Origin of the sequence: Streptomyces sp. SudanB25_2051 (genome assembly GCF_964272635.1) — a bacterium.
In the GTDB taxonomy this organism is placed as follows: domain Bacteria; phylum Actinomycetota; class Actinomycetes; order Streptomycetales; family Streptomycetaceae; genus Streptomyces.
On the sequence record NZ_OZ186787.1, the window covers coordinates 4,097,777 to 4,118,942 of the forward strand.

The 21,166-nt window shown below is 75.4% G+C and carries 17 protein-coding genes and 1 pseudogene; 14 read left to right on the forward strand and 4 right to left on the reverse strand.

The window, feature by feature from the left end; translation table 11 throughout:
* Positions 1-56: 56 nt before the first annotated feature.
* On the reverse strand, positions 57-953 hold the full coding sequence (locus tag ACSUPT_RS18515; protein ID WP_436944999.1) for an RNA polymerase sigma factor: 897 nt from the start codon (positions 951-953) through the stop codon (positions 57-59).
* Positions 954-1,069: 116 nt separating this feature from the next.
* On the opposite strand from ACSUPT_RS18515, the gene ACSUPT_RS18520 reads away from it, so the two are divergent.
* Positions 1,070-2,749, forward strand: a complete 1,680-nt coding sequence (locus tag ACSUPT_RS18520) for a cell division protein PerM (RefSeq protein ID WP_436945000.1) — start codon at positions 1,070-1,072, stop codon at positions 2,747-2,749.
* A gap of 133 nt (positions 2,750-2,882) precedes the next feature.
* On the opposite strand, the gene ACSUPT_RS18525 is transcribed toward ACSUPT_RS18520, so the two are convergent.
* Positions 2,883-3,653: an MBL fold metallo-hydrolase gene (locus ACSUPT_RS18525; RefSeq protein ID WP_403501709.1), complete on the reverse strand. Its 771-nt coding sequence runs from the start codon at positions 3,651-3,653 to the stop codon at positions 2,883-2,885.
* 149 nt (positions 3,654-3,802) lie between these two features.
* On the opposite strand from ACSUPT_RS18525, the gene ACSUPT_RS18530 reads away from it, so the two are divergent.
* Positions 3,803-4,405: an ABATE domain-containing protein gene (locus ACSUPT_RS18530; RefSeq protein WP_351963397.1), complete on the forward strand. Its 603-nt coding sequence runs from the start codon at positions 3,803-3,805 to the stop codon at positions 4,403-4,405.
* Positions 4,406-4,711: 306 nt separating this feature from the next.
* Here the strand turns inward: ACSUPT_RS18530 and ACSUPT_RS18535 are convergent, their stop codons facing one another.
* The gene (locus tag ACSUPT_RS18535; RefSeq protein WP_361654722.1) at positions 4,712-5,383 is read right to left on the reverse strand and encodes a hypothetical protein; all 672 of its coding nucleotides are present in this window, start codon (positions 5,381-5,383) and stop codon (positions 4,712-4,714) included.
* Between the two features lie 342 nt (positions 5,384-5,725).
* Between ACSUPT_RS18535 and purN the strand changes: the two genes are divergently transcribed.
* Both purN and purH read left to right on the forward strand, forming a co-directional pair.
* Positions 5,726-6,364, forward strand: a complete 639-nt coding sequence (purN, locus tag ACSUPT_RS18540) for a phosphoribosylglycinamide formyltransferase (RefSeq protein ID WP_351963399.1) — start codon at positions 5,726-5,728, stop codon at positions 6,362-6,364.
* The gene (purH, locus tag ACSUPT_RS18545) at positions 6,351-7,904 is read left to right on the forward strand and encodes a bifunctional phosphoribosylaminoimidazolecarboxamide formyltransferase/IMP cyclohydrolase (RefSeq protein ID WP_351963400.1); all 1,554 of its coding nucleotides are present in this window, start codon (positions 6,351-6,353) and stop codon (positions 7,902-7,904) included. Before purN ends, purH begins: the two co-directional genes overlap by 14 nt.
* Before the next feature lie 402 nt (positions 7,905-8,306).
* Here the strand turns inward: purH and ACSUPT_RS18550 are convergent, their stop codons facing one another.
* Positions 8,307-8,888: a hypothetical protein gene (locus tag ACSUPT_RS18550; protein ID WP_351963401.1), complete on the reverse strand. Its 582-nt coding sequence runs from the start codon at positions 8,886-8,888 to the stop codon at positions 8,307-8,309.
* Between the two features lie 242 nt (positions 8,889-9,130).
* On the opposite strand from ACSUPT_RS18550, the gene ACSUPT_RS18555 reads away from it, so the two are divergent.
* The 10 genes and pseudogenes from ACSUPT_RS18555 to ACSUPT_RS18600 all read left to right on the forward strand — a co-directional run bounded on the left by ACSUPT_RS18555 (position 9,131) and on the right by ACSUPT_RS18600 (position 21,126).
* On the forward strand, positions 9,131-9,985 hold the full coding sequence (locus tag ACSUPT_RS18555) for a bifunctional methylenetetrahydrofolate dehydrogenase/methenyltetrahydrofolate cyclohydrolase (RefSeq protein ID WP_351963402.1): 855 nt from the start codon (positions 9,131-9,133) through the stop codon (positions 9,983-9,985).
* A 20-nt stretch (positions 9,986-10,005) separates the two neighbouring features.
* Complete coding sequence (locus ACSUPT_RS18560; protein WP_436945001.1) at positions 10,006-10,935, forward strand: DUF3017 domain-containing protein; 930 nt, start codon at positions 10,006-10,008, stop codon at positions 10,933-10,935.
* Between the two features lie 394 nt (positions 10,936-11,329).
* Entirely contained in the window at positions 11,330-12,436 is a 1,107-nt protein-coding gene (locus tag ACSUPT_RS18565) for an XRE family transcriptional regulator (RefSeq protein WP_361654732.1), read from the forward strand.
* 218 nt (positions 12,437-12,654) lie between these two features.
* Positions 12,655-13,644: a malate dehydrogenase gene (locus ACSUPT_RS18570; protein WP_351963405.1), complete on the forward strand. Its 990-nt coding sequence runs from the start codon at positions 12,655-12,657 to the stop codon at positions 13,642-13,644.
* A 102-nt stretch (positions 13,645-13,746) separates the two neighbouring features.
* Positions 13,747-14,004: a helix-turn-helix transcriptional regulator gene (locus ACSUPT_RS18575; protein ID WP_351963406.1), complete on the forward strand. Its 258-nt coding sequence runs from the start codon at positions 13,747-13,749 to the stop codon at positions 14,002-14,004.
* The gene (locus ACSUPT_RS18580) at positions 14,001-14,522 is read left to right on the forward strand and encodes a hypothetical protein (RefSeq protein ID WP_361654736.1); all 522 of its coding nucleotides are present in this window, start codon (positions 14,001-14,003) and stop codon (positions 14,520-14,522) included. Before ACSUPT_RS18575 ends, ACSUPT_RS18580 begins: the two co-directional genes overlap by 4 nt.
* Before the next feature lie 137 nt (positions 14,523-14,659).
* Positions 14,660-16,134, forward strand: a pseudogene (locus ACSUPT_RS18585) (aldehyde dehydrogenase family protein).
* A gap of 47 nt (positions 16,135-16,181) precedes the next feature.
* Positions 16,182-17,738, forward strand: a complete 1,557-nt coding sequence (locus tag ACSUPT_RS18590; protein ID WP_436945004.1) for a GMC family oxidoreductase — start codon at positions 16,182-16,184, stop codon at positions 17,736-17,738.
* Positions 17,735-18,832, forward strand: coding sequence for a quaternary amine ABC transporter ATP-binding protein (locus ACSUPT_RS18595; RefSeq protein WP_436945006.1), 1,098 nt, complete (start codon positions 17,735-17,737; stop codon positions 18,830-18,832). Before ACSUPT_RS18590 ends, ACSUPT_RS18595 begins: the two co-directional genes overlap by 4 nt.
* Positions 18,829-21,126, forward strand: coding sequence for an ABC transporter permease (locus ACSUPT_RS18600; RefSeq protein ID WP_436945008.1), 2,298 nt, complete (start codon positions 18,829-18,831; stop codon positions 21,124-21,126). The genes ACSUPT_RS18595 and ACSUPT_RS18600 overlap by 4 nt, the downstream gene beginning before the upstream one ends.
* Positions 21,127-21,166: the final 40 nt, after the last annotated feature.

Below are 21,166 nucleotides of genomic sequence, written 5' to 3' on the forward strand. Positions count from 1 at the left end.
GCCCGGCGAGGCGCGATCCGCAGGCTGCTCGGGCGCGGGCGGCCAGGCGCGCGCGGTCAGTGCGGGGACGGGAGCAGGCGGTGCGGACCGGTCACCGGCTGGCGGTCCAGATGGGCGCGGAGCCATCCGTCCTCCGGGGTGCGGTGCTCCGGGCCGCTGAGGACCGGGACGCCCGCCACCGCCTCGCCGGGCGCCAGCGGCGGCTCGTACCGGGTGGGCGCCGTCGCGAGCGTGAAGGCCGTCGCCGCGACGATGAGCGCCGACAGCGCCGCCGTACCGCGCGTCCACAGCCAGACGCGCCGCTCGCCACCGGCCCGTACCGCCTTCGGGGTGGCCAGGACCGTGGCCGCGCCCTGCTCCAGCAGCTCGCCCAGCCGCAGCCGTAGCACGTCCGGGTCGGCGAGGGCCGGGACCCGCTCGGCGACCGCGTCCCGCGCGTGGACCAGCCGGTGCGCGGCGGCCGGGCTGCTGGCCTCCGTCTCGGCGGCCACCTCCGGCAGGCCGACGCCCAGCCCGTCGTACAGCAGCAGCGTGCGGCGGTACGAGGGCGGCAGCTCCAGCATCGCGTCGCGCACCGCCCGTACGGGGCCGGGGCCGGACGGCGGGTCGGGGTACCGGTGAGCGCGGCGCAGCCGGTGCCAGGGCGAGAGGGCGTAGTCGTGCGCGACGGCCCGCACCCAGCCGGCCGGGTCCCGGTCGACGGCGACTTCCGGCCATCGGTCCCACGCCTGGTGGAAGGCGTACTCGACGGCCTCCCGCGCCAGGTGCCGCCGCCCGCACAGGGCGTACGCCTGCCGTACGAGCGCGGGCGCGGCGTAGGTGTACAGCGCGTCGAACGCCTCGACGGGCGTCGTCGGCACGGCCACCGTTCCCGGTCCGGGCGCCGGGTCACCGGGCGGCGGGTCCAGTGTGGCCGTCCCGGGCGTCCCGCCGTCGATCGTGCCCTGCGTCATCGCGAGCCTCCGCGAACACCGTCCGTAGCGGAAAAGTACATAAACGTATATTGAGCGACACAGCGGGCATCTGCCTGTTGCGCGACTACAGCGCGTGTCGTTGGCAGCATGATTCCGTGACCGCTTCCGTGTCCGATTCCGCACCCCTCGCCACGCCCGCATCCGAGACGGCACAGCCCCTCGCCGAGTCGCCGCCCGTCGTGTACGGCGGCCGTCCCGCCGCCGCGGCGGCGGTCGCGTTCGTGCGCGGCGCGACCGCGGCGGGGCTGGGCCTGTGCGCGTTCACCGTCCTCGTGATCGCCGCGTGGATCGCCTCGCCCTACCCCGACAGCGGCCCCGCCGGCGCGCTGCACGTCGCGGCGGGCCTGTGGCTGCTGGCGCACGGGGTGGAGCTCGTACGCCCCGAGACGCTGGGTGGCGGGCCGCCGGCGCCGGTCGGTGTGGTGCCGCTGCTGACGGCGGCGCTGCCGGTGTGGCTGGCGTACCGGGCGGCCCGCGATGTGCTGGAGCCGGGCGGTACACGGCCGAGGCCGGCACCCGTCGGGGCGGTGTGCGCGGTGTCGGCCGGGTACCTGGCGGTCGCCGGGGCCGCCGCCCTGTACGCGCTGGGCGGGCCGCTTGAGGCGCATCCGCCGAGCGCGGCCGGGCATGTGCCGCTGGTCGTGGTGCTGGCGGCGGCGGGCGGGGCGTGGAGCGCGTACGGGCGTCCGCTCGGGCCGCTCCCGGAGTGGCTGCCCGCCTGGGTGCGGCGGGCCCCCGCGCGGTCCCGGTCCCTGGCGGCGGCGCGCGCCGCGGGCGGGGCGGTGCTGATGCTGCTCGGGGGCGGGGCGCTGCTGGTGGCCGGGTCGCTGGTGTGGCACTGGGACGCGGCCTACACGTCGCTGACCGGGCTCTCGGTGGACTGGGCCGGGCGGGTGGCGGTGCTGGTGCTGGCCCTGGCGCTGCTGCCGAACGCGGCGGTGTGGGGCGCGGCGTACGGCCTGGGGCCCGGGTTCGCGCTCGGAGTGGGCGTGGTGGTGACGCCGCTGGGCGTGGTGGGGGCGCCCGCGGTGCCGGACTTCCCGCTGCTGGCCGCGGTGCCGGAGGGCGTACGGGGCGGCTGGGTGACGTGGGCGGCGGCGGTGGTGCCGGTGGCGGCTGGCGCGGTGGCGGGGTGGCGTACGGCGGAGGAGGCCGCGCCGCCGCTGGCCCGCCGGGACGAGACGTGGAGCGCGGGGCGTACGGCCGGGGCGGCGGCCCTGGCGGCGGTGGTGTGCGGCGCGGTGACGGCGGCGCTCGCGGCGGCGGCGTCGGGGCCGCTGGGGGCGGGGCGGCTGGCGGAGTTCGGGCCGGTGTGGTGGCAGGCGGGCGCGGCGGCGCTGGCGTGGACCGCGGTGGTGGCGGTGCCGGTGGCGCTGACGCTGCGGCTCTGGCGCAGCCGGGAGCGGGCCGCGCGGGTGGACGACGCGGCGCGGGCCGCTCGGGAGGCCCCGGTGGGCCCGGAGACCCCGAAGCCCGCGCGCGGGGCCCGCCACCGCAAGCCGTCGAAGGACGCGAGGGCCGCGGGGCGGGTGCGCGCGGCGGCGTCCGACGGCGGGACCCCGGCGCCGCCCGGCCGCCCGCGCGTTCCCGCCTGGAGCCCCGCCGTCTGGCTCGGCCTCTCGTGGCCCGACCCCGACGGCTCCGCGCCGGAGGACCCTCAGGCACCGGAGGACCCGGCGCCCCAGCCCCCGCCGACGGAGCCCCCGGAGCCGGAGGCGCCGTACGACGTGGAGCAGGACCCGCTCACCGCCCCCGAAGCGGGCGAGCCGGACTGAGGAGCGGCGACGCCCGTACGGGGCGCGGGGGCCCTGTCGTCCGCGCCACCCGCACGGGGCGCGGCGCCCCTGCCGTCCACGGCTCGGCGCGGACGGACCGCCCGCGCCGCCAGCGCGATCGGTCGTCAGCGCCTCAGGCCATGTGCAGCCGGTGGCCGAGGCCCGCCGCGCGGAAGGCCGTCGCCACCTCCTCGTGGCCCTCGGTGAAGTGGGTCCAGCTGTCCATGTGGGCCGGGACCACCCTGCGGGCGCCGAGAATCCGGGCGGCCTCCACGGCCATCGCGCTGTCGAGGGTGATCAGGGCCCCGTCCCAGAAGACCGAGCGGGCCGCCCCGAGGAACAGCACCGCCGTGTCCAGGGGGCCGAACCGGTCGGCCACCTCGCGGACCACGTCCAGGGACGCGTTGTCGCCGCTCACGTACACCGTCGGCAGGCCGGCGCCGGTCAGGACGAAGCCGATCACCTGGCCCATGATCTCCTCGGCCCCCTCGGGGCCGTGGAGCGCGGGCGTGGCCGTGACCGTGACCGTGCCGCCGTCCGGGCGGGGCAGCTCCACCGACTGCCACGGGGCCAGCCCGCGCGCGCCGCCGCCCAGGCGGGTGGCGCCGCCGGTGGTGGTCAGGACGAGCGGCGCGGCCTCGGTGAACTCGCGTCCGGAGCGGTCCAGGTTGTCCGGGTGCTCGTCGTGGGACAGCAGCACGGCGTCGATCCGCCCCAGCTCGGCGGCGGTCGCGCGGGGCGGCGCGGTCTTCTGGAGGACCGCGACCCCCATGACCGGGTACTCGCCCGGCTCGTCGAACGTCGGGTCGGTCAGGAGGCGCAGTCCGCCGTACTCGATGAGCGCCGTCGGGCCGCCCAGGACCCTGATCGGCACCCGCTCCGGCGGGGTCGGCTGGGACGGTATCCGCCCCGCGGTGGATATGTGCCCGGTGCTGGACGTGTGCGGTGCGGGGCTGGGCGTGCTGTCGGTCGCCATGGGAAACCTCACGGATGAGAAGCGTCTTGTCCGTGAGATCGTAGTACCTGCTCTCACGGAAAGAAACGGCCCGTACCATGAGAGGCGTGAAAGAGATCCTGTCGGCCGGGCCCCCGCCGCCCGCTCCGGGCGCGGAGCGGTACCCCGCCCTCGACCTGGCCAACAGCGCCTTCAACCTCCCCGGAGGGCGGCGCGTCGACCTCGTCGGGGAGCCGGCCGGCGCCGACCAGTGGCTGTTCGAGCGCGGCCTGGCCCCCGCGGGCGCCGGGCTCCGGGAGGAGTGCGCCGCTCAGCTCCGGGCGCTGCGGGAGCACGTGCGCGCCCTGTTCGCGGCGCGCGTGGCCGAGGCCCCCGCACCCGCGCCGGCGCTCGCCGCGGTCAACGAGGCCCTCATGCGGGTGCCCGCCCCCTCGCTGCTGCGCTGGGACCCCGAGCGCGGGCTCCACCGCGAGACCGCGCACCCCGTCACCCGGATCGTGGAGCACGCCCTCGCCGTGCTGGCCGCCGACGCCGCCGACCTGCTGACCGGCGAGGACGCGGGGCGGCTCATGGCGTGCGGGTCGCCGCCGTGCGACCGGTACCTGCTGCGCAACGGACGCCGCACCTGGTGCACCACCCGCTGCGGCGACCGCGCCCGCGCCGCCCGCGCCTACGCCCGCCGCACGCGCGCGACCGGCTGAGCCGCCGGCCGGCCGCGCGGGCGTACGGCTCGGGCCGGGGCGTGCCGCGCGAGCGCCGGGCCCCGGACCCACGAGCACCGGACCCGGCTGCGAGCACCGGGGCGTGCCGCGCGAGCGCCGGAACCTGGACCTACGAGCGCCGGGCCCCGGACCCACGAGCACCGGGCCCCGGACCTGTGAGCGCTGGACCTGCGAGCGCGCGTCAGCGCCCCGGCGTACCCGCGCACAACGACGAACCGCCCGGCCCGACGCCGCGCGGGCGGGTCGGGACGGGCGGCTCGGGGGCGCGCCGGGACGGGCGAGGGGCTACGGCTTGACGCCGATCAGCTCCCGCAGCGGCTCGGGCAGCTGCTGATTGCACGCCACCTGGCCGTCCTTCGTCAGCGCGTCCTGCGCGCAGGTGTAGAAGTCGCGGTACACCAGCTGGAAGGTGAACATCGTCGCCACGATGGCCAGCGCCAGCGTGCCCGTGATCAGGCCGCTGACCGCCGCCGTCGTCTGGGACTTCACCGCGGCCGCCGCCGCGGCCTCGCCCCGGCCGCGCGCCCGCAGGGAGCTGATGCCCCAGTACAGCGCGAGCGCGCCCAGCAGCAGCGCCAGCTCCGGGAAGTCGAACACCGCGAAGAAGAAGCCCCACATGCCCGACAGCAGGGCGTACCGCGCACGCCGCTGCGAGGGGTCCGTCGGGTCCCAGCGCAGCTGCGGGCCCTCCTGCTGCGGGCGCCCCTGCCGGGACGGTTCGCCGCCGAAGCCGTCCGAGGAGCGGCCCGGCTGCCGCGGGCTCCAGCGGCCGCCCCAGCGCCCGTCCCGCCCCTCGCGGCCGCCCTCGTCGCCGTCGTCGTCGGACGTGCCGGAGCTCCCCGGGCCGTCGGCACTCTCCGCGGGGCGGCGCGGCTGCCAGGGCTGGTCGGGGCTCCCCTCCGGCGGGGGCGCGAAGGGGTTGCTGTCGTCGGTGGGCTGGCGGCCTCGGTCCGGCATGTGGTGAACGTCTTCCCCTGTTGTCGTGATCCGTCCGTCCCCCGCCTGTCTGCTGCCAGGCGTCGGCGCCTTCCGGCCGGCCGTCGAAGGCTGCGCGCCCTGCCGGTCGTCCGCGCCGCCGCGCGTCACGGGGAACGGTTCTGCACCAGACGCTACCGCCCGCCCCGGCCCCCGTCCCGTGGGGGAGGTGCGGTGTGCCGGTATCGTTGCTGACGGTCGGCGCGTTCGTAGAGTTCCCCGTATCGGAGCACACGACGCGTTCGTACGACCCTACAAAGCCGCACATCGAAGCCCGCACAGCAACCCCGCACGTCGTACCGCTCACGCGAAAAGAGTCCCCCCGTGGCCCCCGCCGCCCCCGCCGCCACCCGCGTCGTCGTCCTGGTCTCCGGCTCCGGAACGAACCTCCAGGCGCTGCTCGACGCCATCGCCGCCGACCCCGAGGGGTACGGCTCCCTCGTCCGGATCGTCGCCGTCGGCGCCGACCGCACCGGCATCGCGGGTCTGGAGCGGGCCGAGCGGGCCGGGGTGCCGACGTTCGTGCGCCGGGTGAAGGACTACGCGACGCGTGACGAGTGGGACCGCGCGCTCGCCGAGGCCACCGCCGCGTACGAGCCGGACCTCGTCGTCTCGGCCGGCTTCATGAAGATCGTCGGGAAGGAGTTCCTGGCGCGCTTCGGCGGGCGCACGGTCAACACCCACCCCGCCCTGCTGCCCAGTTTTCCCGGTGCCCACGGAGTGCGGGACGCGCTCGCGTACGGCGCGAAGGTCACCGGATGCACCGTCCACTTCGTCGACGACGGCGTCGACACCGGCCCGATCATCGCCCAGGGCGTGGTCGAGGTGCGGGACACGGACGACGAAGACGCTCTCCACGAGCGCATCAAGGAAGTCGAGCGCACGCTGCTCGTCGAGGTCGTGGGGCGTCTCGCCCGGCACGGCTACCGCATTGAGGGACGAAAGGTTCATGTCGGTGAATAAGCCCATCCGTCGCGCGTTGATCAGTGTCTACGACAAGACGGGGCTGGAGGACCTGGCCCGCGGCCTGCACGAGGCGGGCGTCGAGCTGGTCTCCACGGGGTCCACGGCCGCGAAGATCGCCGCCGCGGGCGTCCCGGTCACCAAGGTCGAGGAGCTGACCGGCTTCCCCGAGTGCCTGGACGGCCGCGTCAAGACCCTGCACCCGCGCGTCCACGCCGGCATCCTCGCCGACCTGCGCCTGGACGCCCACCGCGAGCAGCTCGCCGAGCTGGGCGTGGAGCCGTTCGACCTGGTCGTCGTGAACCTGTACCCGTTCGAGGCGACCGTCGCGTCCGGCGCGGCCCCCGACGAGTGCGTCGAGCAGATCGACATCGGCGGCCCGTCCATGGTCCGCGCCGCCGCCAAGAACCACCCGTCCGTGGCGGTCGTCACCTCCCCGGCCCGGTACGGCGACGTCCTCGCCGCCGTCGCCGCGGGCGGCTTCGACCTGGCGGCCCGCAAGCGGCTCGCCGCCGAGGCGTTCCAGCACACCGCCGCGTACGACGTGGCCGTCGCCTCCTGGTTCGCGTCCTCGTACGCCCCGGCCGACGACTCGGCGTTCCCCGACTTCACCGGCGCCACCTACGCCCGCCGCGACGTCCTGCGCTACGGCGAGAACCCGCACCAGGGCGCCGCGCTCTACGTCGACGGCAAGGGCGGCCTCGCCGAGGCGGAGCAGCTGCACGGCAAGGAGATGTCCTTCAACAACTACACGGACACCGACGCCGCCCGCCGCGCCGCGTACGACCACGCCGACCCGTGCGTCGCGATCATCAAGCACGCCAACCCGTGCGGCATCGCCGTCGGCGCCGACGTGGCCGAGGCGCACCGCAAGGCCCACGCCTGCGACCCGCTCTCCGCGTTCGGCGGCGTCATCGCCGTGAACCGCCCGGTGTCCGTCGCCATGGCCGAGCAGGTCGCGGAGATCTTCACCGAGGTCATCGTCGCCCCCGACTACGAGGACGGCGCGGTCGAGATCCTCGCCCGCAAGAAGAACATCCGCGTCCTGCGCTGCCCCGGTGCGCCGGCCGCGCCGGTCGAGGTCAAGCCCATCGACGGCGGTGCGCTGCTCCAGGTCACCGACCGCCTCCAGGCCGAGGGCGACGACCCGTCGACGTGGACGCTCGCCACGGGTGACGCCCTGCCGGAGGCCGAACTGGCCGAGCTGGCCTTCGCCTGGCGCGCCTGCCGCGCCGTCAAGTCCAACGCGATCCTCCTCGCCAAGGACGGCGCCAGCGTGGGCGTCGGCATGGGCCAGGTCAACCGCGTCGACTCCGCGAAGCTCGCCGTCGAGCGCGCCGGCGAGGAGCGGGCGCGCGGCTCCTACGCCGCGTCCGACGCGTTCTTCCCGTTCCCCGACGGCCTGGAGATCCTGACGGCCGCCGGTGTCAAGGCGGTCGTCCAGCCCGGCGGTTCCGTCCGCGACGAGCTGGTGGTCGAGGCCGCGAAGAAGGCGGGCGTGACCATGTACTTCACGGGCACGCGCCACTTCTTCCACTGAGCGCGCGGCGCGGATACGCGCACGAGGGCCGTCCGGCGACCTGCCGGGCGGCCCTCGTGGCGTCCGGGCAGCGGGGCGGGGGTCTCCCGGCCGGGGCGCGTGTCCGGGCCACGGGCCGGGGGCTGCTTGTACGGAGGCTCGTGGAGCCGTCCAGGGGCCGCGCTCGGGGCGTCCGGGGGCCGCGCTCCGGGCGTCCAGGGACCGCTCCCGGGCGTCCAGGGGCGGCGCTCCGGCGGGCCCGGTGCTGCGCGTGCGGTCCGGGGCCGTCCGGGCCGTCAGGGGCCTTCGGGGGCTCTCGTGCGTCCGGTGCCCGCGAAGGGCGACCGCGGCGGCGCTGGTGCCGGGGTACGGCGAAGGCCGTGACCCCGGGCGGGGGTCACGGCCTTCGGGTGAAGCGCGCTGTCAGTGGCGCGGACGGTTGAACCACGCCGTGGCGCTGCTGTTCACCATCGACGCGAGGATGATGCCGCCGATGGCGAGACCGATGACACCGCCGACGGCCGAAGTGGCCTCGCCGGACGCGAAGTTGGTCAGGCTGAGCAGGATGAACAGCGCAGCGTAGACGATCGTCGTGATGCGCACGCCGTTGCCGCCCTTGCCGAACTTCACGCCGAGCACGAGGGCCCACGCGGCGAACGCCAGCACGATGAACACGACGATGAAGCCCAGGCCCGCGAGGGCGTTCGTGCTGTCGCCGCTGGCGCCGTAGGAGTCCGCGACGTCCTTGGCGGCGGCGATGGCGATCGCCAGGACGACACCGGCGAGGATCTGCAGACCCGAGACGATGAAGAGCAGGACGCGCGCGGTCGTGATCAGACCGGGCATCTTCATCGGCGCGGCCGGGTAACCGCCGTCGTACGCCGGGGCCTGCGGGTAGCCGTAACCGGGCTGCGCGGGCTGGCCGTAACCGGGCTGGGCGGGCTGGCCGTAGCCGGGCTGCGCCGGCTGCTGGCCGTAAGGGTTGTTCGGGTCGCCGAAACTCATGGCGGTGTTCCTCCGTGGGATGTGCGGGGACGCGCGGCCCGCGCGGAGGAACTGCCTGCACCCTAAGTACGCGCCGCATACGTCCCCCCGGCACTGCCCGCGGCATTGCGCCGTCATGGTCGTATTACCATGCGCTTTTTGTCCAGTCGGTATGTGGGAACGTTGTGCAGACGCAACCTCTCCCGCGTGCCCCCGGCGCCCGGAATTGGAAGAGGGCGGGGGTCATCCGCGAGTATGGGCACATGAGCGCCCAGATTCTCGACGGCAAGGCCACGGCCGCAGCGATCAAGTCCGATCTGACCGCCCGCGTGGCGGACCTGAAGGCCAGGGGCATCACGCCGGGGCTCGGGACACTGCTGGTCGGCGATGACGTCGGCAGCCAGAAGTACGTGGCCGGCAAGCACCGCGACTGCGCCCAGGTGGGCATCGCGTCGATCCAGCGGGAGCTGCCCGCGACGGCGACGCAGGAGGAGATCGAGGCGGTCGTCCGCGAGCTGAACGAGGACCCGGCGTGCACCGGGTACATCGTCCAGCTCCCGCTGCCGAAGGGCGTGGACACCAACCGGGTGCTGGAGCTGATGGACCCGGCCAAGGACGCGGACGGCCTGCACCCGATGAACCTGGGCCGGCTGGTGCTCGGCGAGCCCGCGCCGCTGCCCTGCACGCCCGCGGGCATCGTGACGCTGCTGCGCCGCCACGGCGTGGAGATCGCCGGGGCGCACGTGGTGGTCGTGGGGCGCGGCGTGACGATCGGGCGCCCGATGCCGCTGCTGCTGACGCGGCGCTCCGAGAACGCGACGGTGACCCAGTGCCACACCGGTACGCGGGACCTGTCCGCGCACCTGCGCCAGGCCGACATCGTGGTCGCCGCCGCCGGCGTGCCGCACCTGATCAAGCCCGAGGACATCAAGCCGGGCGCGGCGGTGCTGGACGTGGGCGTGAGCCGCGACGAGAGCGGCAAGATCATGGGCGATGTGCACCCGGGCGTGCGCGAGGTGGCCGGCTGGGTCGCCCCCAACCCGGGCGGCGTCGGCCCGATGACGCGCGCGCAGCTGCTGGTCAACGTCGTCGAGGCCGCCGAGCGCGCGGCGCTCTGACCCCGAAAGAGGCCCACTCCATGCCGAACGACGGACCCGCGACGGCGGACTCCGCCCAGCCGGGTACGACCCCGGCCGCGCCCGGCGGGCAGGCGGCCCCCGCGGCCGGTCCGGCGCCCGCCGGCGGAGCCGGTTCCGGCGCCGACCCGGCCGACGGCCCCGACGCGGGCGCCGACGGCGGTTCCGACACGGGCGCCGACGGCGGTGCCGGCGCGGGGACGGGCGGCGCCTCGCGGGAGGACGGTGAGGGCAGCCGTACGGACGCCGGCGCCGCCGGTGACGAGGACGCCGCTGTCGGGGCGGAGACGGTCGTGGGGCCGGGCGCCGGCGCCGGGGCGCTCGCGGCGGCCGGCGCCGCCGTGGCCGGGGCGGTCGCCGTGTCCGGGCACCCGGGCGGCAGGGCGGCCGCGCACGGGGACGAGGACGACGAGGACGAGGGCCCGGACGGCGCGGAGGCCCCGCCGGTGCGGGCCCGCGCCGCCTCGCGTACCGCCGGTGACGCGGACGCCGTACAGGACGCCGGTGCCGCGCAGGGCGACGGCCAGGCACCGGGGGGCTCCCGGCGCCCGCCCGCCGTGACCGAGGGCACCGTACGGCCCGAGGGAGGCGGCAGGGCCGCGCCCGGCGACGCGCCCGCGCCCGCCCGCCAGTGGCCGCTGCTCACCGTCCTGGGGCTCACCGCGCTCGGACTGGTGATCATCGGGATCGACCCGTTCCCGCACGCGCCGAGGATCGGGGCGCTGCTGATCGGCGCCGCGCTGCTGACAGGCGCCGGGATACGGCGTGTGCTGCCGTCCGTCGGGATGCTCGCCGTACGGTCCCGGTTCACCGACATGATCACGTACGGGGTGCTGGGCGGCGGCATCGTGCTGTTCGCCCTGATGACCCAGCCGAACCCGTGGCTGGAGATCCCGTTCCTGAAGGACCTGGTCCGTTTCACCGTCCGGTAGCCGGAGCCGCCCGGCGGGGCAGGGCCCGGCGCGGAACCGTCCGGTGCCGGACGGCCCGGTGCGGAGCGCCCGCTACGGAACGGCCCGGCGCGCGACCGCGCGTCGCGGGGCCGCCCCCGCGACGAGCGGGCGCGCTGGACGGCGGCGCCCATCCCCTCCCCCGAGTACAGGACGGGCGCCGCACGCAGGAACAGCGTCATGCACCCGCCAAACTCCGATCAAGGTATGTCCGGGGCCTGTGGCACGGAAGTGACCATTCCGGAACTGTGTGAGCGCTGGGGCACAACTGGGAAACCGGCTGCCGGAACTGCCATCCTGGGCGCGCGCGTTCGCACGGGCGTGCCGGGCGGCCGGGGGGTCCGGAGGCCCGATGACAAGAGGGGGGCGCTGAGCGATGCCTCGCTGGAAGGCGCTGCCGGAGGAACTGGACCCGGAGGTACGGGAGTTCGCCGGCACGCTGCGCAGGCTGGTGGACCGCGGCGGGCTGGGACTCGGCGCGCTCGCGGACCGCACCGGGTACGGCAGGACGTCCTGGGAGCGGTATCTGAACGGGCGGCTGCTCGCGCCCAAGGACGCCGTCCTGGCCCTGGCCGAGGCGACCGGTACGGACCCGGTGCACCTGGTCACCCTGTGGGAGCTGGCCGAACGCGCCTGGAGCCGCGCCGAGCAGCGCCGCGACCAGACCCTGGAGGACATCCGCCTCGCCCAGGCCCGTGCCGCCCTCGACGCGCCCGCGCGGCCCGCGCCGTCCGCCGGCGCCTCCCCGGGTGCTGCCGCGAGCGCCTCCGGGGGCGCCACCCGAGGCGGGTCCGGGGGCGGGCCCGGCGCCGGCACGCCGTACGCGCGCCCCGGTGAGCCCGCCGGCGGCGCCCCGTACGCCCCGTCAGCCCACCGGCATCGCCCGCGTCCTGACCGGCCCGCAGCCGCCCGGCCCGCGGCCCCCCGCCCCGCGGTCCCGCGAGGCGCGGCCACCCGCGGCGACGGCGAGCGCCATGGCCGGACCGTGCTGATGTTCTTCGCCGGGGCGCTGGGCACCCTCCTCGTGTTCGGGGCGGTCATGCTCCTGTCCGGGCTCGGCGACCCGCGCGGACCGCGGCCCGCCGCCCGCCCCGCCGACGCGAAACCCGCGGCCCCGGCCGACGGCGCCACGCCCAGCCTGCCCGTCGGTGTGGGCTGCTACCGGGGCGCCTGCGACGGGCAGGACCCGCACACCATGGGCTGCGGCGGCGCCCACGCCTCCACGGTCGCGTCCACCATCGTCGACACCGCCCTCGTGGAGGTGCGCTACAGCCGCGCCTGCCGGGCCTCCTGGGCCCGCGTCAGCCGCGCGGCGCCCGGTGACACCGTCCAGGTCACCGCGGCCGGCGGCGCCACCCGCAGCGCCACGGCCGACGCGGACGGCGACGCGTACACCCCGATGGTCGTCGTCCCGGCGGGTACCGACGCGAGCGCCTGCGCCACGCTGCGCAGCGGCGCCACGGGCTGTACGGAGGCCCCCTGACCGTGCGGAGGCCCGGCGCGGACCGCCCGGGCGTCCCCCGACCGGGTGAGCTGGACCACAAGGGGGCGGGGGTTCAAGGGGTACCGGGTCGGATAGCCTGACCGCTGGATATCTCCACGTCGAGAGAGTGCGCGGCGACACCGGGCATCCTCGGCGCGGAAGACGTCCGCCACCCGGGGCAGGGACCCCCACCGCCAGCTGTCTTACGGAGATCGCACATGACCCGCACTCCCGTGAATGTCACCGTCACCGGCGCGGCCGGCCAGATCGGCTACGCGCTGCTCTTCCGCATCGCCTCCGGTCACCTGCTCGGCGCCGACGTGCCGGTCAAGCTGCGCCTCCTGGAGATCCCGCAGGGCCTGAAGGCCGCCGAGGGCACCGCCATGGAGCTCGACGACTGCGCCTTCCCGCTGCTGCGCGGCATCGACATCACCGACGACCCGAACGTCGCCTTCGACGGCGCGAACATCGCCCTCCTCGTCGGCGCCCGCCCCCGCACCAAGGGCATGGAGCGCGGTGACCTGCTGGAGGCCAACGGCGGCATCTTCAAGCCGCAGGGCAAGGCCATCAACGACAACGCCGCGGACGACATCAAGGTCCTCGTCGTCGGCAACCCGGCCAACACCAACGCCCTCATCGCCCAGGCCGCCGCGCCGGACGTGCCGGCCGAGCGCTTCACCGCGATGACCCGCCTCGACCACAACCGCGCGATCTCGCAGCTCGCCGCGAAGACCGGCGCCGCCGTCTCCGACATCAAGCGGCTGACGATCTGGGGCAACCACTCCGCCACGCAGTACCCGGACATCTTCCACGCCACCATCGGCGGGAAGAACGCCGCCGAGGTCGTCAACGACGAGCAGTGGCTGGCCGAGGAGTTCATCCCGACCGTCGCCAAGCGCGGCGCGGCCATCATCGAGGCCCGCGGCGCGTCCTCCGCCGCGTCCGCCGCCAACGCCGCCATCGACCACGTCCACACCTGGGTCAACGGCACCGCCGAGGGCGACTGGACCTCCATGGGCATCCCGTCCGACGGCTCGTACGGCGTCCCGGAGGGCCTCATCTCCTCCTTCCCGGTCACCTGCAAGGACGGCACGTACGAGATCGTCCAGGGCCTGGACATCAACGAGTTCTCCCGCACCCGCATCGACGCCTCGGTGCAGGAGCTGGCGGAGGAGCGCGACGCGGTGCGCGGCCTCGGCCTCATCTGAACCACCCGCTCCACCCCGTAGTACCGGACTGCCCCCGGACGGCCTCGCGCCGCCGGGGGCTTTCTGTTGCACACCTAAGATCAGATGTAGTACTTCTTATACATGAGCGAGCAGGTGCACAACAGGCTGGCCGTCGTGAGGGCCGAACGGAAGGTGTCCCGGCAGGCACTGGCAGAGGCGGTGGGCGTCCACTACCAGACCATCGGCTACATCGAGCGCGGGCAGTACAACCCCAGCCTCGACCTGGCCCTGAAGCTGGCCGCCCACTTCCGGCTCCCCGTGGAGGCGCTGTTCTCCCTGGAGCCGTTCCAGCCGCTCACACAGGAGATCTACGGGGAAAACGGGAGGACCACCGCATGAGGACCGCGACACGCTTCGACCGGCGGATGTACGCGATCATGAACCGGCGCGAGGCCGCGCCGCTGTTCGCCACGGCGGGCCGCAGGCGGGCGCTGGTCGCCGCGCACGTCGTGCTGACCGCCGGCGCGGCCGCCGCGTGGCTGGCCCTGGTCGTCGGGGACGCGCGGTGGGCGCTGTTCGCGATGCTCGGCCTGCTGCTGCCGTGGGTGGTCGCGACGGGCGCCATCAACGGTGCCACGCGCGGCCTGCTCGAACTGCGCGCCCGGATGCTCGACGAGCGGCAGCGCGCCGAGCGCGACCGGGTCCGCGCCATCGCCCACCGGATCACCACGGCGCTGCTCCTGGCCGGCACGGCCGGGTTCGGCGCGCTGCTGTGGGCGACGGAGGTGCGGGCGGACGGCCGCACCCTCTTCGCCGCGCTGTTCGCCGCGCTCGTCACGCACTGGCTGACCCCGCTGTGGGTCGCCGGACTGCGCGCCGACGACGACGTGCGGGGGGACGCCGACGACCTCGCGTGAGTGACGCCCGCCACTTTGGCGCATGCTTTCCGGTCTCTCGGGCAGGGGCCCCGGTCGCCGGTCACGGACGGTCCTGACCGCACCGGGTACGGAAGGCAAAACGCGAAGTGTCGGAGCACCAGGAGAACAGCATCTATGTGGCGGGGGAGTGGCGGACGGCCGCTTCCGGAGCCACCCGGGAGGTCCTCGACCCCGCCGACGCGACGATCCTCGCGGTCGTCGCGGAAGGCGGGGCGCGGGACGCCGACGCCGCGATCGCCGCAGCACACCGGGCATTCGGCGAAGGCCGCGGGCCGTGGCCGTCCACCCCGGTCGCGGAACGGGCCGCGCTGCTGCGGCGCGTGGCGGACCTCCTCCAGCGCGACCGCGAGGAACTGGGCCTGCTGGAGAGCCTCGACGCGGGCAAGACCCTCGAAGAGGGCCGCGTCGACGTGGACTGCGTCACCGACGCCTTCCGCTACTTCGCGGACCTCGTCGTCAACGAGACCGGCCGCGTGGTCGACGCCGGGTCACCCGACGTGCACAGCGTCGTCGTCCACGAGCCGGTCGGCGTGTGCGCGCTCATCACGCCGTGGAACTACCCGCTGCTCCAGGCCAGCTGGAAGATCGCGCCCGCGCTCGCCGCGGGCAACACCGTCGTCGTCAAGCCGAGCGAGATCACCCCGCTGACGACCATCGCCCTGATGCGGCTGCTGGACGAGGCGGGCCTGCCCGCCGGCGCCGCCAACCTCGTCACCGGCCCCGGCGACCCGGTCGGCGCCCGGATGGCCGAACACCCCGACGTGGACCTGGTGTCCTTCACCGGCGGCCTCGCCAGCGGCACGAAGGTGATGCGCGCCGCCGCCGACTCGGTCAAGAAGGTCGCCCTCGAACTCGGCGGCAAGAACCCGAACGTCGTCTTCGCCGACGCCTGCACCACCGCCGAGGGCTTCGACACCGCCGTCGACCAGGCCCTGAACGCCGCGTTCATCCACAGCGGCCAGGTCTGCTCGGCCGGCTCCCGGCTCATCGTCGAGGAGTCCCTGAGGGAACGTTTCGTCGCGGAGTTGGCGCGCCGCGCCGACCGCATCCGCATCGGCCGCGGCACCGACCCCGGCGTCGAGTGCGGCCCCCTCGTCTCGGCCGCCCAGCTCGCCCGTACCGAGGACTTCGTCGCCTCCGCGCTCGCCGAGGGCGCCGTGCTGCGCGCCGGCGGCGGACGCCCCGCCGAACCCCACCTCCAGGACGGCTGGTTCTACCGGCCGACCGTCCTCGACCGCTGCCACCGCGGCATGCGGATCGTCCGCGAGGAGGTCTTCGGGCCGGTCCTCACCGTCGAGACGTTCCGCACGGAGGACGAGGCCGTCGCCCTCGCCAACGACACCGAGTACGGCCTCGCCGGAGGCGTCTGGTCCGCCGACGCGGGCCGCGCCCGCCGGGTCGCCGCACGGCTGCGCCACGGCACCGTCTGGATCAACGACTTCCACCCCTACCTCCCCCAGGCCGAGTGGGGCGGCTTCGGCAAGAGCGGCATCGGCCGCGAACTCGGCCCCGCGGGACTCGCCGAGTACCGCGAGAGCAAGCACGTCTACCAGAACCTCGCCCGCGCCCCGTGCGCTGGTTCAAGGGCTGAGCAGCAGACACCCACGACCGCACGGGACGCAGGAAGCACACCCACACATGAACAGCACCCCTGAACACACCATCGAACAGACCACGGCCGAGTACGACTACGTCATCGTCGGCGGCGGCACCGCGGGGTCCGTCATCGCCCACCGCCTGAGCGCCGACCCGGCCGTCACCGTCGCCGTCGTCGAGGGCGGCCCCGACGACCGCGACCGGCCCGACGTCCTCACCCTGCGCCGCTGGCTGGGCCTCCTCGGCGGCGACCTGGACTACGACTACCCCACCGTCGAGCAGCCACGCGGCAACAGCCACATCCGGCACAGCCGCGCCCGCGTACTGGGCGGCTGCTCCTCGCACAACACGCTCATCTCGTTCAAGCCGCTCCCGTCCGACTGGGACGAGTGGTCCGACGCGGGCGCCGACGGCTGGCACGCCGCCGCCATGGACCCGTACTACGACCGGCTCCTGAACAACATCGTCCCGGTCGACGAGAAGGACCGGAACCCGATCGCCCGCGACTTCGTGGACGCCGCGCAGCAGGCGCTCGGCGTCCCGCGCGTGGAGGGCTTCAACCGCAAGCCGTTCCACGAGGGCGTCGGCTTCTTCGACCTCGCCTACCACCCGGAGGACAACAAGCGCTCCTCCGCCTCCGTCGCCTACCTCCACCCCGTGATGGACGAGCGTCCGAACCTCCGCATCCTGCTGGAGACCTGGGCGTACCGCCTGGAGCTCGAAGGCGGCCGGGCGCGCGGCGTCCACGTCCGCGCCAAGGACGGCACCGAGACGCTGCTGACCGCCCGCCGCGAGGTGGTCCTGTGCGCGGGCGCCGTCGACACGCCCCGGCTGCTCATGCACTCCGGCATCGGCCCGAAGCGGGACCTGGAGGCGCTCGGCATCCCCGTCACCCACGACCTGCCGGGCGTCGGCGAGAACCTGCTCGACCACCCCGAGTCCGTGATCGTCTGGGAGACCCACGGGCCCATCCCCGACAACTCCGCGATGGACAGCGACGCCGGGCTGTTCGTCCGCCGCGACCCCGAAGCGCCCGGCCCGGACCTGATGTTCCACTTCTACCAGATCCCCTTCACCGACAACCCCGAGCGCCTCGGCTACGAGAAGCCCGCGCACGGCGTGTCGATGACCCCGAACATCCCCAAGCCGCGCAGCCGCGGCCGCCTCTACCTGACCAGCGCCGACCCCCGGGTGAAACCCGCCCTGGACTTCCGGTACTTCACCGACGAGGACGACTACGACGCGCGCACCCTCGTGGACGGCATCCGCCTGGCCCGCGAGATCGCCCGCACCGAGCCGCTCGCCGGCTGGCTGAAGCGCGAGGTGTGCCCCGGACCGGAGATCACCGGTGACGAGGAGCTGTCCGAGTACGCCCGCAAGGCCGCCCACACCGTCTACCACCCCGCCGGCACCTGCCGGATGGGCGCCGCCGACGACGACATGGCCGTGGTGGACCCGCGACTGCGGGTGCGCGGCGTCGAAGGGCTGCGCGTCGCCGACGCGTCGGTCTTCCCGACCATGACCGCCGTCAACCCGATGGTGGCGGTGCTCATGGTCGGGGAGAAGGCCGCCGACCTGCTGCGAGGTGAGACCCGATGAACGCCACCGCCACCGCCACCGCCGTGGAGACGGCCGCCGGCACCGGTACGCCCGTGTTCGCCGTCCGCGACCTGTGGAAGGTCTTCGGACCCAAGGCCGACCGCGTCCCCGGCGACCCCGCCCTGGCCGGTCTGAGCCAGGCCGAGCTGCGCGCCCGCACCGGCTGCACCGCCGCCGTACGGGACGTGTCCTTCGACGTCCGCAAGGGCGAGTCCTTCGTCGTCATGGGCCTGTCCGGCTCCGGCAAGTCCACCCTCGTGCGCTGCCTGACCCGGCTCATCGAACCGACCTCCGGCACCCTGGAGATCGACGGCGACGACGTGCTCGCCATGGACGGCCGCAGCCTGCGCGAACTGCGCCGCCGCCGCGCCGCCATGGTCTTCCAGCACTTCGGGCTGCTCCCGCACCGCTCCGTCCTCGACAACGTCGCCTACGGCCTGGAGATCCAGGGCGTCGGCCGCGCCGAACGGCGGGAGCGCGCGGCGCGGTTCGTCGCCAAGGTCGGCCTCGCCGGGCTGGAGCACCGCAAGCCGGGCCAGCTCTCCGGCGGCCAGCAGCAGCGTGTGGGGCTCGCCCGCGCGCTCGCCGTCGACCCCGAGGTGCTGCTGTTCGACGAGCCGTTCAGCGCGCTCGACCCGCTGATCCGCCGCGACATGCAGGAGGAGGTCGTACGGCTCCACCGCGAGGAGGGCCGCACGATGGTGTTCATCACCCACGACCTCGGCGAGGCGCTGCGCGTCGGCGACCGGATCGCCCTGATGCGCGACGGGCGGATCGTCCAGCTGGGCACGCCCGAGGAGATCGTCGGCGCGCCCGCCGACGACTACGTACGGGACTTCGTCCGGGACGTGCCGCGCGAGCAGGTCGTGACCGTCCGGACCGCGATGCGCCCGGCCCGCGCCGACGACGCCCAGCACGGGCCCGCGGTGCCGCCCGGCGCGACCGTCTCCGAGGCCATCACGGCGGCCGCGCACGGCGGCGGCGCCCCGGTGCGCGTCGTCGAGAACGGCCGCTGCCTGGGCGTCGTGGACCCGCAGACCCTGCTGGGGGTCGTCGCGGGGGTCGCGGCCCCGGCCGGAAAGGCGGCGGCATGAGTCCCACGACCGCCCGCAAACAGGACCCGGGTGAGAAGCGGCCCCCCGCGACCCGCGCCATACCCCGGCAGCCCGGCGCCCCCGCCCAGCACGGGACGGCGGTGAACGACGGGCCCCCCACGACCGTCGACCACACGCCGTCCCCGACCCCGCCGTCCCCGGCCTCCGGTGCTGCGGCCACGGGCGGCGACCCCGCGCAGGGCGCCACGGCCTCCGGAGCGACGCCCGCCACCGGCGCGACGCCCGCCACCGGCACGGCGACCCGCCCCGACGCGGCGACCGCGGCCGGCACCGGCACCGCGGCCGCCACGGCCTCCGGCGCGGGAGGAACGGGCGACGGTACCGGTACGCCCGGCCCCGGTCGCGCCCGGCGAACGGCGCGGAAGCTCCGGGGAGCCGGCGCGGTCCTGCTGGTCGCCGTGCTCGCGGTCGCGGGCGCCCTGCTCCTCGGGGGCGGCGGGTGGCCCGCCGGGTTGACCGTGGACATCTCCGGGCCGCTGGACGACGCCAACCGCTGGGTGCTCGACAACCGGGACACCCACCCCCTCTTCCTGTACTTCCTGCTCCACCTGTCCAACACCGCCACCGACGCCGTGGACGCCGTCTACCAGGGGCTCGCCGCCATGGGCTGGGCGGGCGTACTCGCCGCCGGGGTGCTGCTGGCCTGGCGCGCGGCCGGGTTCGACCGGCGCGGGGCGCGGGTCGCGGCCGTGGCGTTCGGCGCGTTCGCCGCGTGCGGGCTGCTCGGCATGTGGGACGCCACGCTGCTCACCCTCGCCCTGATGGTCGTCGCCGTGGCCGTCGCCGCGCTGCTCGGCGTGCTCATCGGCCTGGCCGCGGGCCTCTCGGACCGGGTGGACCGCGTGCTCCGGCCGGTCCTGGACACCATGCAGGTGCTGCCCGCTTTCGCGTACCTGCTGCCGTTCGTGCTGGTCTTCGGCACCGGCACGCCCGCCGCGCTGTTCTGCACGGTCATCTACGCGGCCCCGCCCATGGCCCGGCTCACCGCGCTCGGCCTGCGCTCCGCCGACCCCGGCGTGCTGGAGGCCGCCGTGTCGCTCGGCGCCAACGGCCGCCAGCGGCTGTGGACCGCGCGCCTCCCGCTGGCCCGCCGCCAGATGCTCCTCGGCCTCAACCAGACGATCATGATGGCGCTGTCCATGGTGGTCATCGCCGCGCTCGTCGGCGCGGGCGGCCTGGGCGAGGAGGTCTACTCGGCGCTCTCCACCGTCGACGTGGGCAAGGCCCTCGCCGCGGGCATCCCGATCGTGCTGATCGCCGTGTGGCTGGACCGCACGACCGCCGCCGCCGGCGACCGGCTGGGCGAGGCCGCCGCGCCGCGCCGCGGCGTGCTGCACGGCCGGTCCGCCTGGGGGCTCGCCCTCGGCGGCACCCTGGCGGCCACGCTCGCGGGGCTCGCGCTGGGCACCGCCTGGCCGCGCGGCTGGACGTACGACATCTCCACCCCCGTCAACCGGGCGCAGGACTGGGTCGTCGACCACCTGTCCACGGGCGTGCCGCTCGTCGGCGGCACCCAGGTCTGGTCGGACGCGTTCACGCTGGGGCTGCTCAACCCGCTGCGCGACGGCCTCCAGTGGCTGCCCTGGTGGGCGATGCTGCTGCTCGTCGCCGTGCTGGCGCGGCTGGTCGGCACGTGGCTGACCGCGCTGACGGCGACGGCCGCGCTCGCCGCGACCGGGGTGCTCGGCGTGTGGACGAAGTCCCTCGACACCCTGTCGCAGGTCGTCGCCGCGCTCGCCGTCACGCTCGTCGTGGGCGTCCTCACCGGTGTGGCGTGCGCCCGCGTCCGCCTCGTGGAGCGCTGGCTGCGGCCGGTCCTGGACACGCTCCAGACGATGCCGCAGTTCGTGTACCTGATCCCGGTGGTCGCCCTGTTCGGCGTCAGCCGCGCCGCGGCGATCATCGCGGCGGTCGTGTACGCGCTGCCGGCCGTCATCCGCATCACCACCCAGGGCGTACGGGAGGTCGACCCGGCGGCGCTCGAGGCGGCCCGCTCCATGGGCGCCTCCACCCGGCAGCAGCTCTTCCAGGTGCAGCTGCCGCTGGCCCGCCCGGCGCTGAAGCTCGCCGTCAACCAGGGCGTCGTCCTGGTCCTCGCCGTGGTCGTCGTGGGCGGCCTCGTCGGCGGCGGCGCGCTCGGCTACGACGTGGTGAAGGGACTGTCGCGCGGCGAGATGGGCCTCGGGATGACCGCCGGACTGGCGATCGTCTGCCTCGGCCTGGTCCTCGACCGCGTCACCCAGCCCACGGCCCGCAAGCAGCCCACGCGCTGACCTCCCGCCTTCCCGCCCCTCCCGTCCGTCCCGCCCAAGG

What these genes read in the sequence shown, in the direction of transcription:
- ACSUPT_RS18515 (WP_436944999.1), bottom strand. Translation starts at nt 953, where the DNA reads ATGACGCAGGGCACGATCGACGGCGGGACGCCCGGGACGGCCACACTG.
- ACSUPT_RS18580 (WP_361654736.1), top strand. Translation starts at nt 14,001, where the DNA reads ATGAGGACCGCGACACGCTTCGACCGGCGGATGTACGCGATCATGAAC.
- ACSUPT_RS18600 (WP_436945008.1), top strand. Translation starts at nt 18,829, where the DNA reads ATGAGTCCCACGACCGCCCGCAAACAGGACCCGGGTGAGAAGCGGCCC.
- ACSUPT_RS18575 (WP_351963406.1), top strand. Translation starts at nt 13,747, where the DNA reads ATGAGCGAGCAGGTGCACAACAGGCTGGCCGTCGTGAGGGCCGAACGG.
- ACSUPT_RS18565 (WP_361654732.1), top strand. Translation starts at nt 11,330, where the DNA reads ATGCCTCGCTGGAAGGCGCTGCCGGAGGAACTGGACCCGGAGGTACGG.
- ACSUPT_RS18530 (WP_351963397.1), top strand. Translation starts at nt 3,803, where the DNA reads ATGAGAGGCGTGAAAGAGATCCTGTCGGCCGGGCCCCCGCCGCCCGCT.
- ACSUPT_RS18555 (WP_351963402.1), top strand. Translation starts at nt 9,131, where the DNA reads ATGAGCGCCCAGATTCTCGACGGCAAGGCCACGGCCGCAGCGATCAAG.
- purH (WP_351963400.1), top strand. Translation starts at nt 6,351, where the DNA reads ATGTCGGTGAATAAGCCCATCCGTCGCGCGTTGATCAGTGTCTACGAC.
- ACSUPT_RS18550 (WP_351963401.1), bottom strand. Translation starts at nt 8,888, where the DNA reads ATGAGTTTCGGCGACCCGAACAACCCTTACGGCCAGCAGCCGGCGCAG.
- ACSUPT_RS18590 (WP_436945004.1), top strand. Translation starts at nt 16,182, where the DNA reads ATGAACAGCACCCCTGAACACACCATCGAACAGACCACGGCCGAGTAC.
- ACSUPT_RS18570 (WP_351963405.1), top strand. Translation starts at nt 12,655, where the DNA reads ATGACCCGCACTCCCGTGAATGTCACCGTCACCGGCGCGGCCGGCCAG.
- ACSUPT_RS18560 (WP_436945001.1), top strand. Translation starts at nt 10,006, where the DNA reads ATGCCGAACGACGGACCCGCGACGGCGGACTCCGCCCAGCCGGGTACG.
- ACSUPT_RS18595 (WP_436945006.1), top strand. Translation starts at nt 17,735, where the DNA reads ATGAACGCCACCGCCACCGCCACCGCCGTGGAGACGGCCGCCGGCACC.
- ACSUPT_RS18535 (WP_361654722.1), bottom strand. Translation starts at nt 5,383, where the DNA reads ATGCCGGACCGAGGCCGCCAGCCCACCGACGACAGCAACCCCTTCGCG.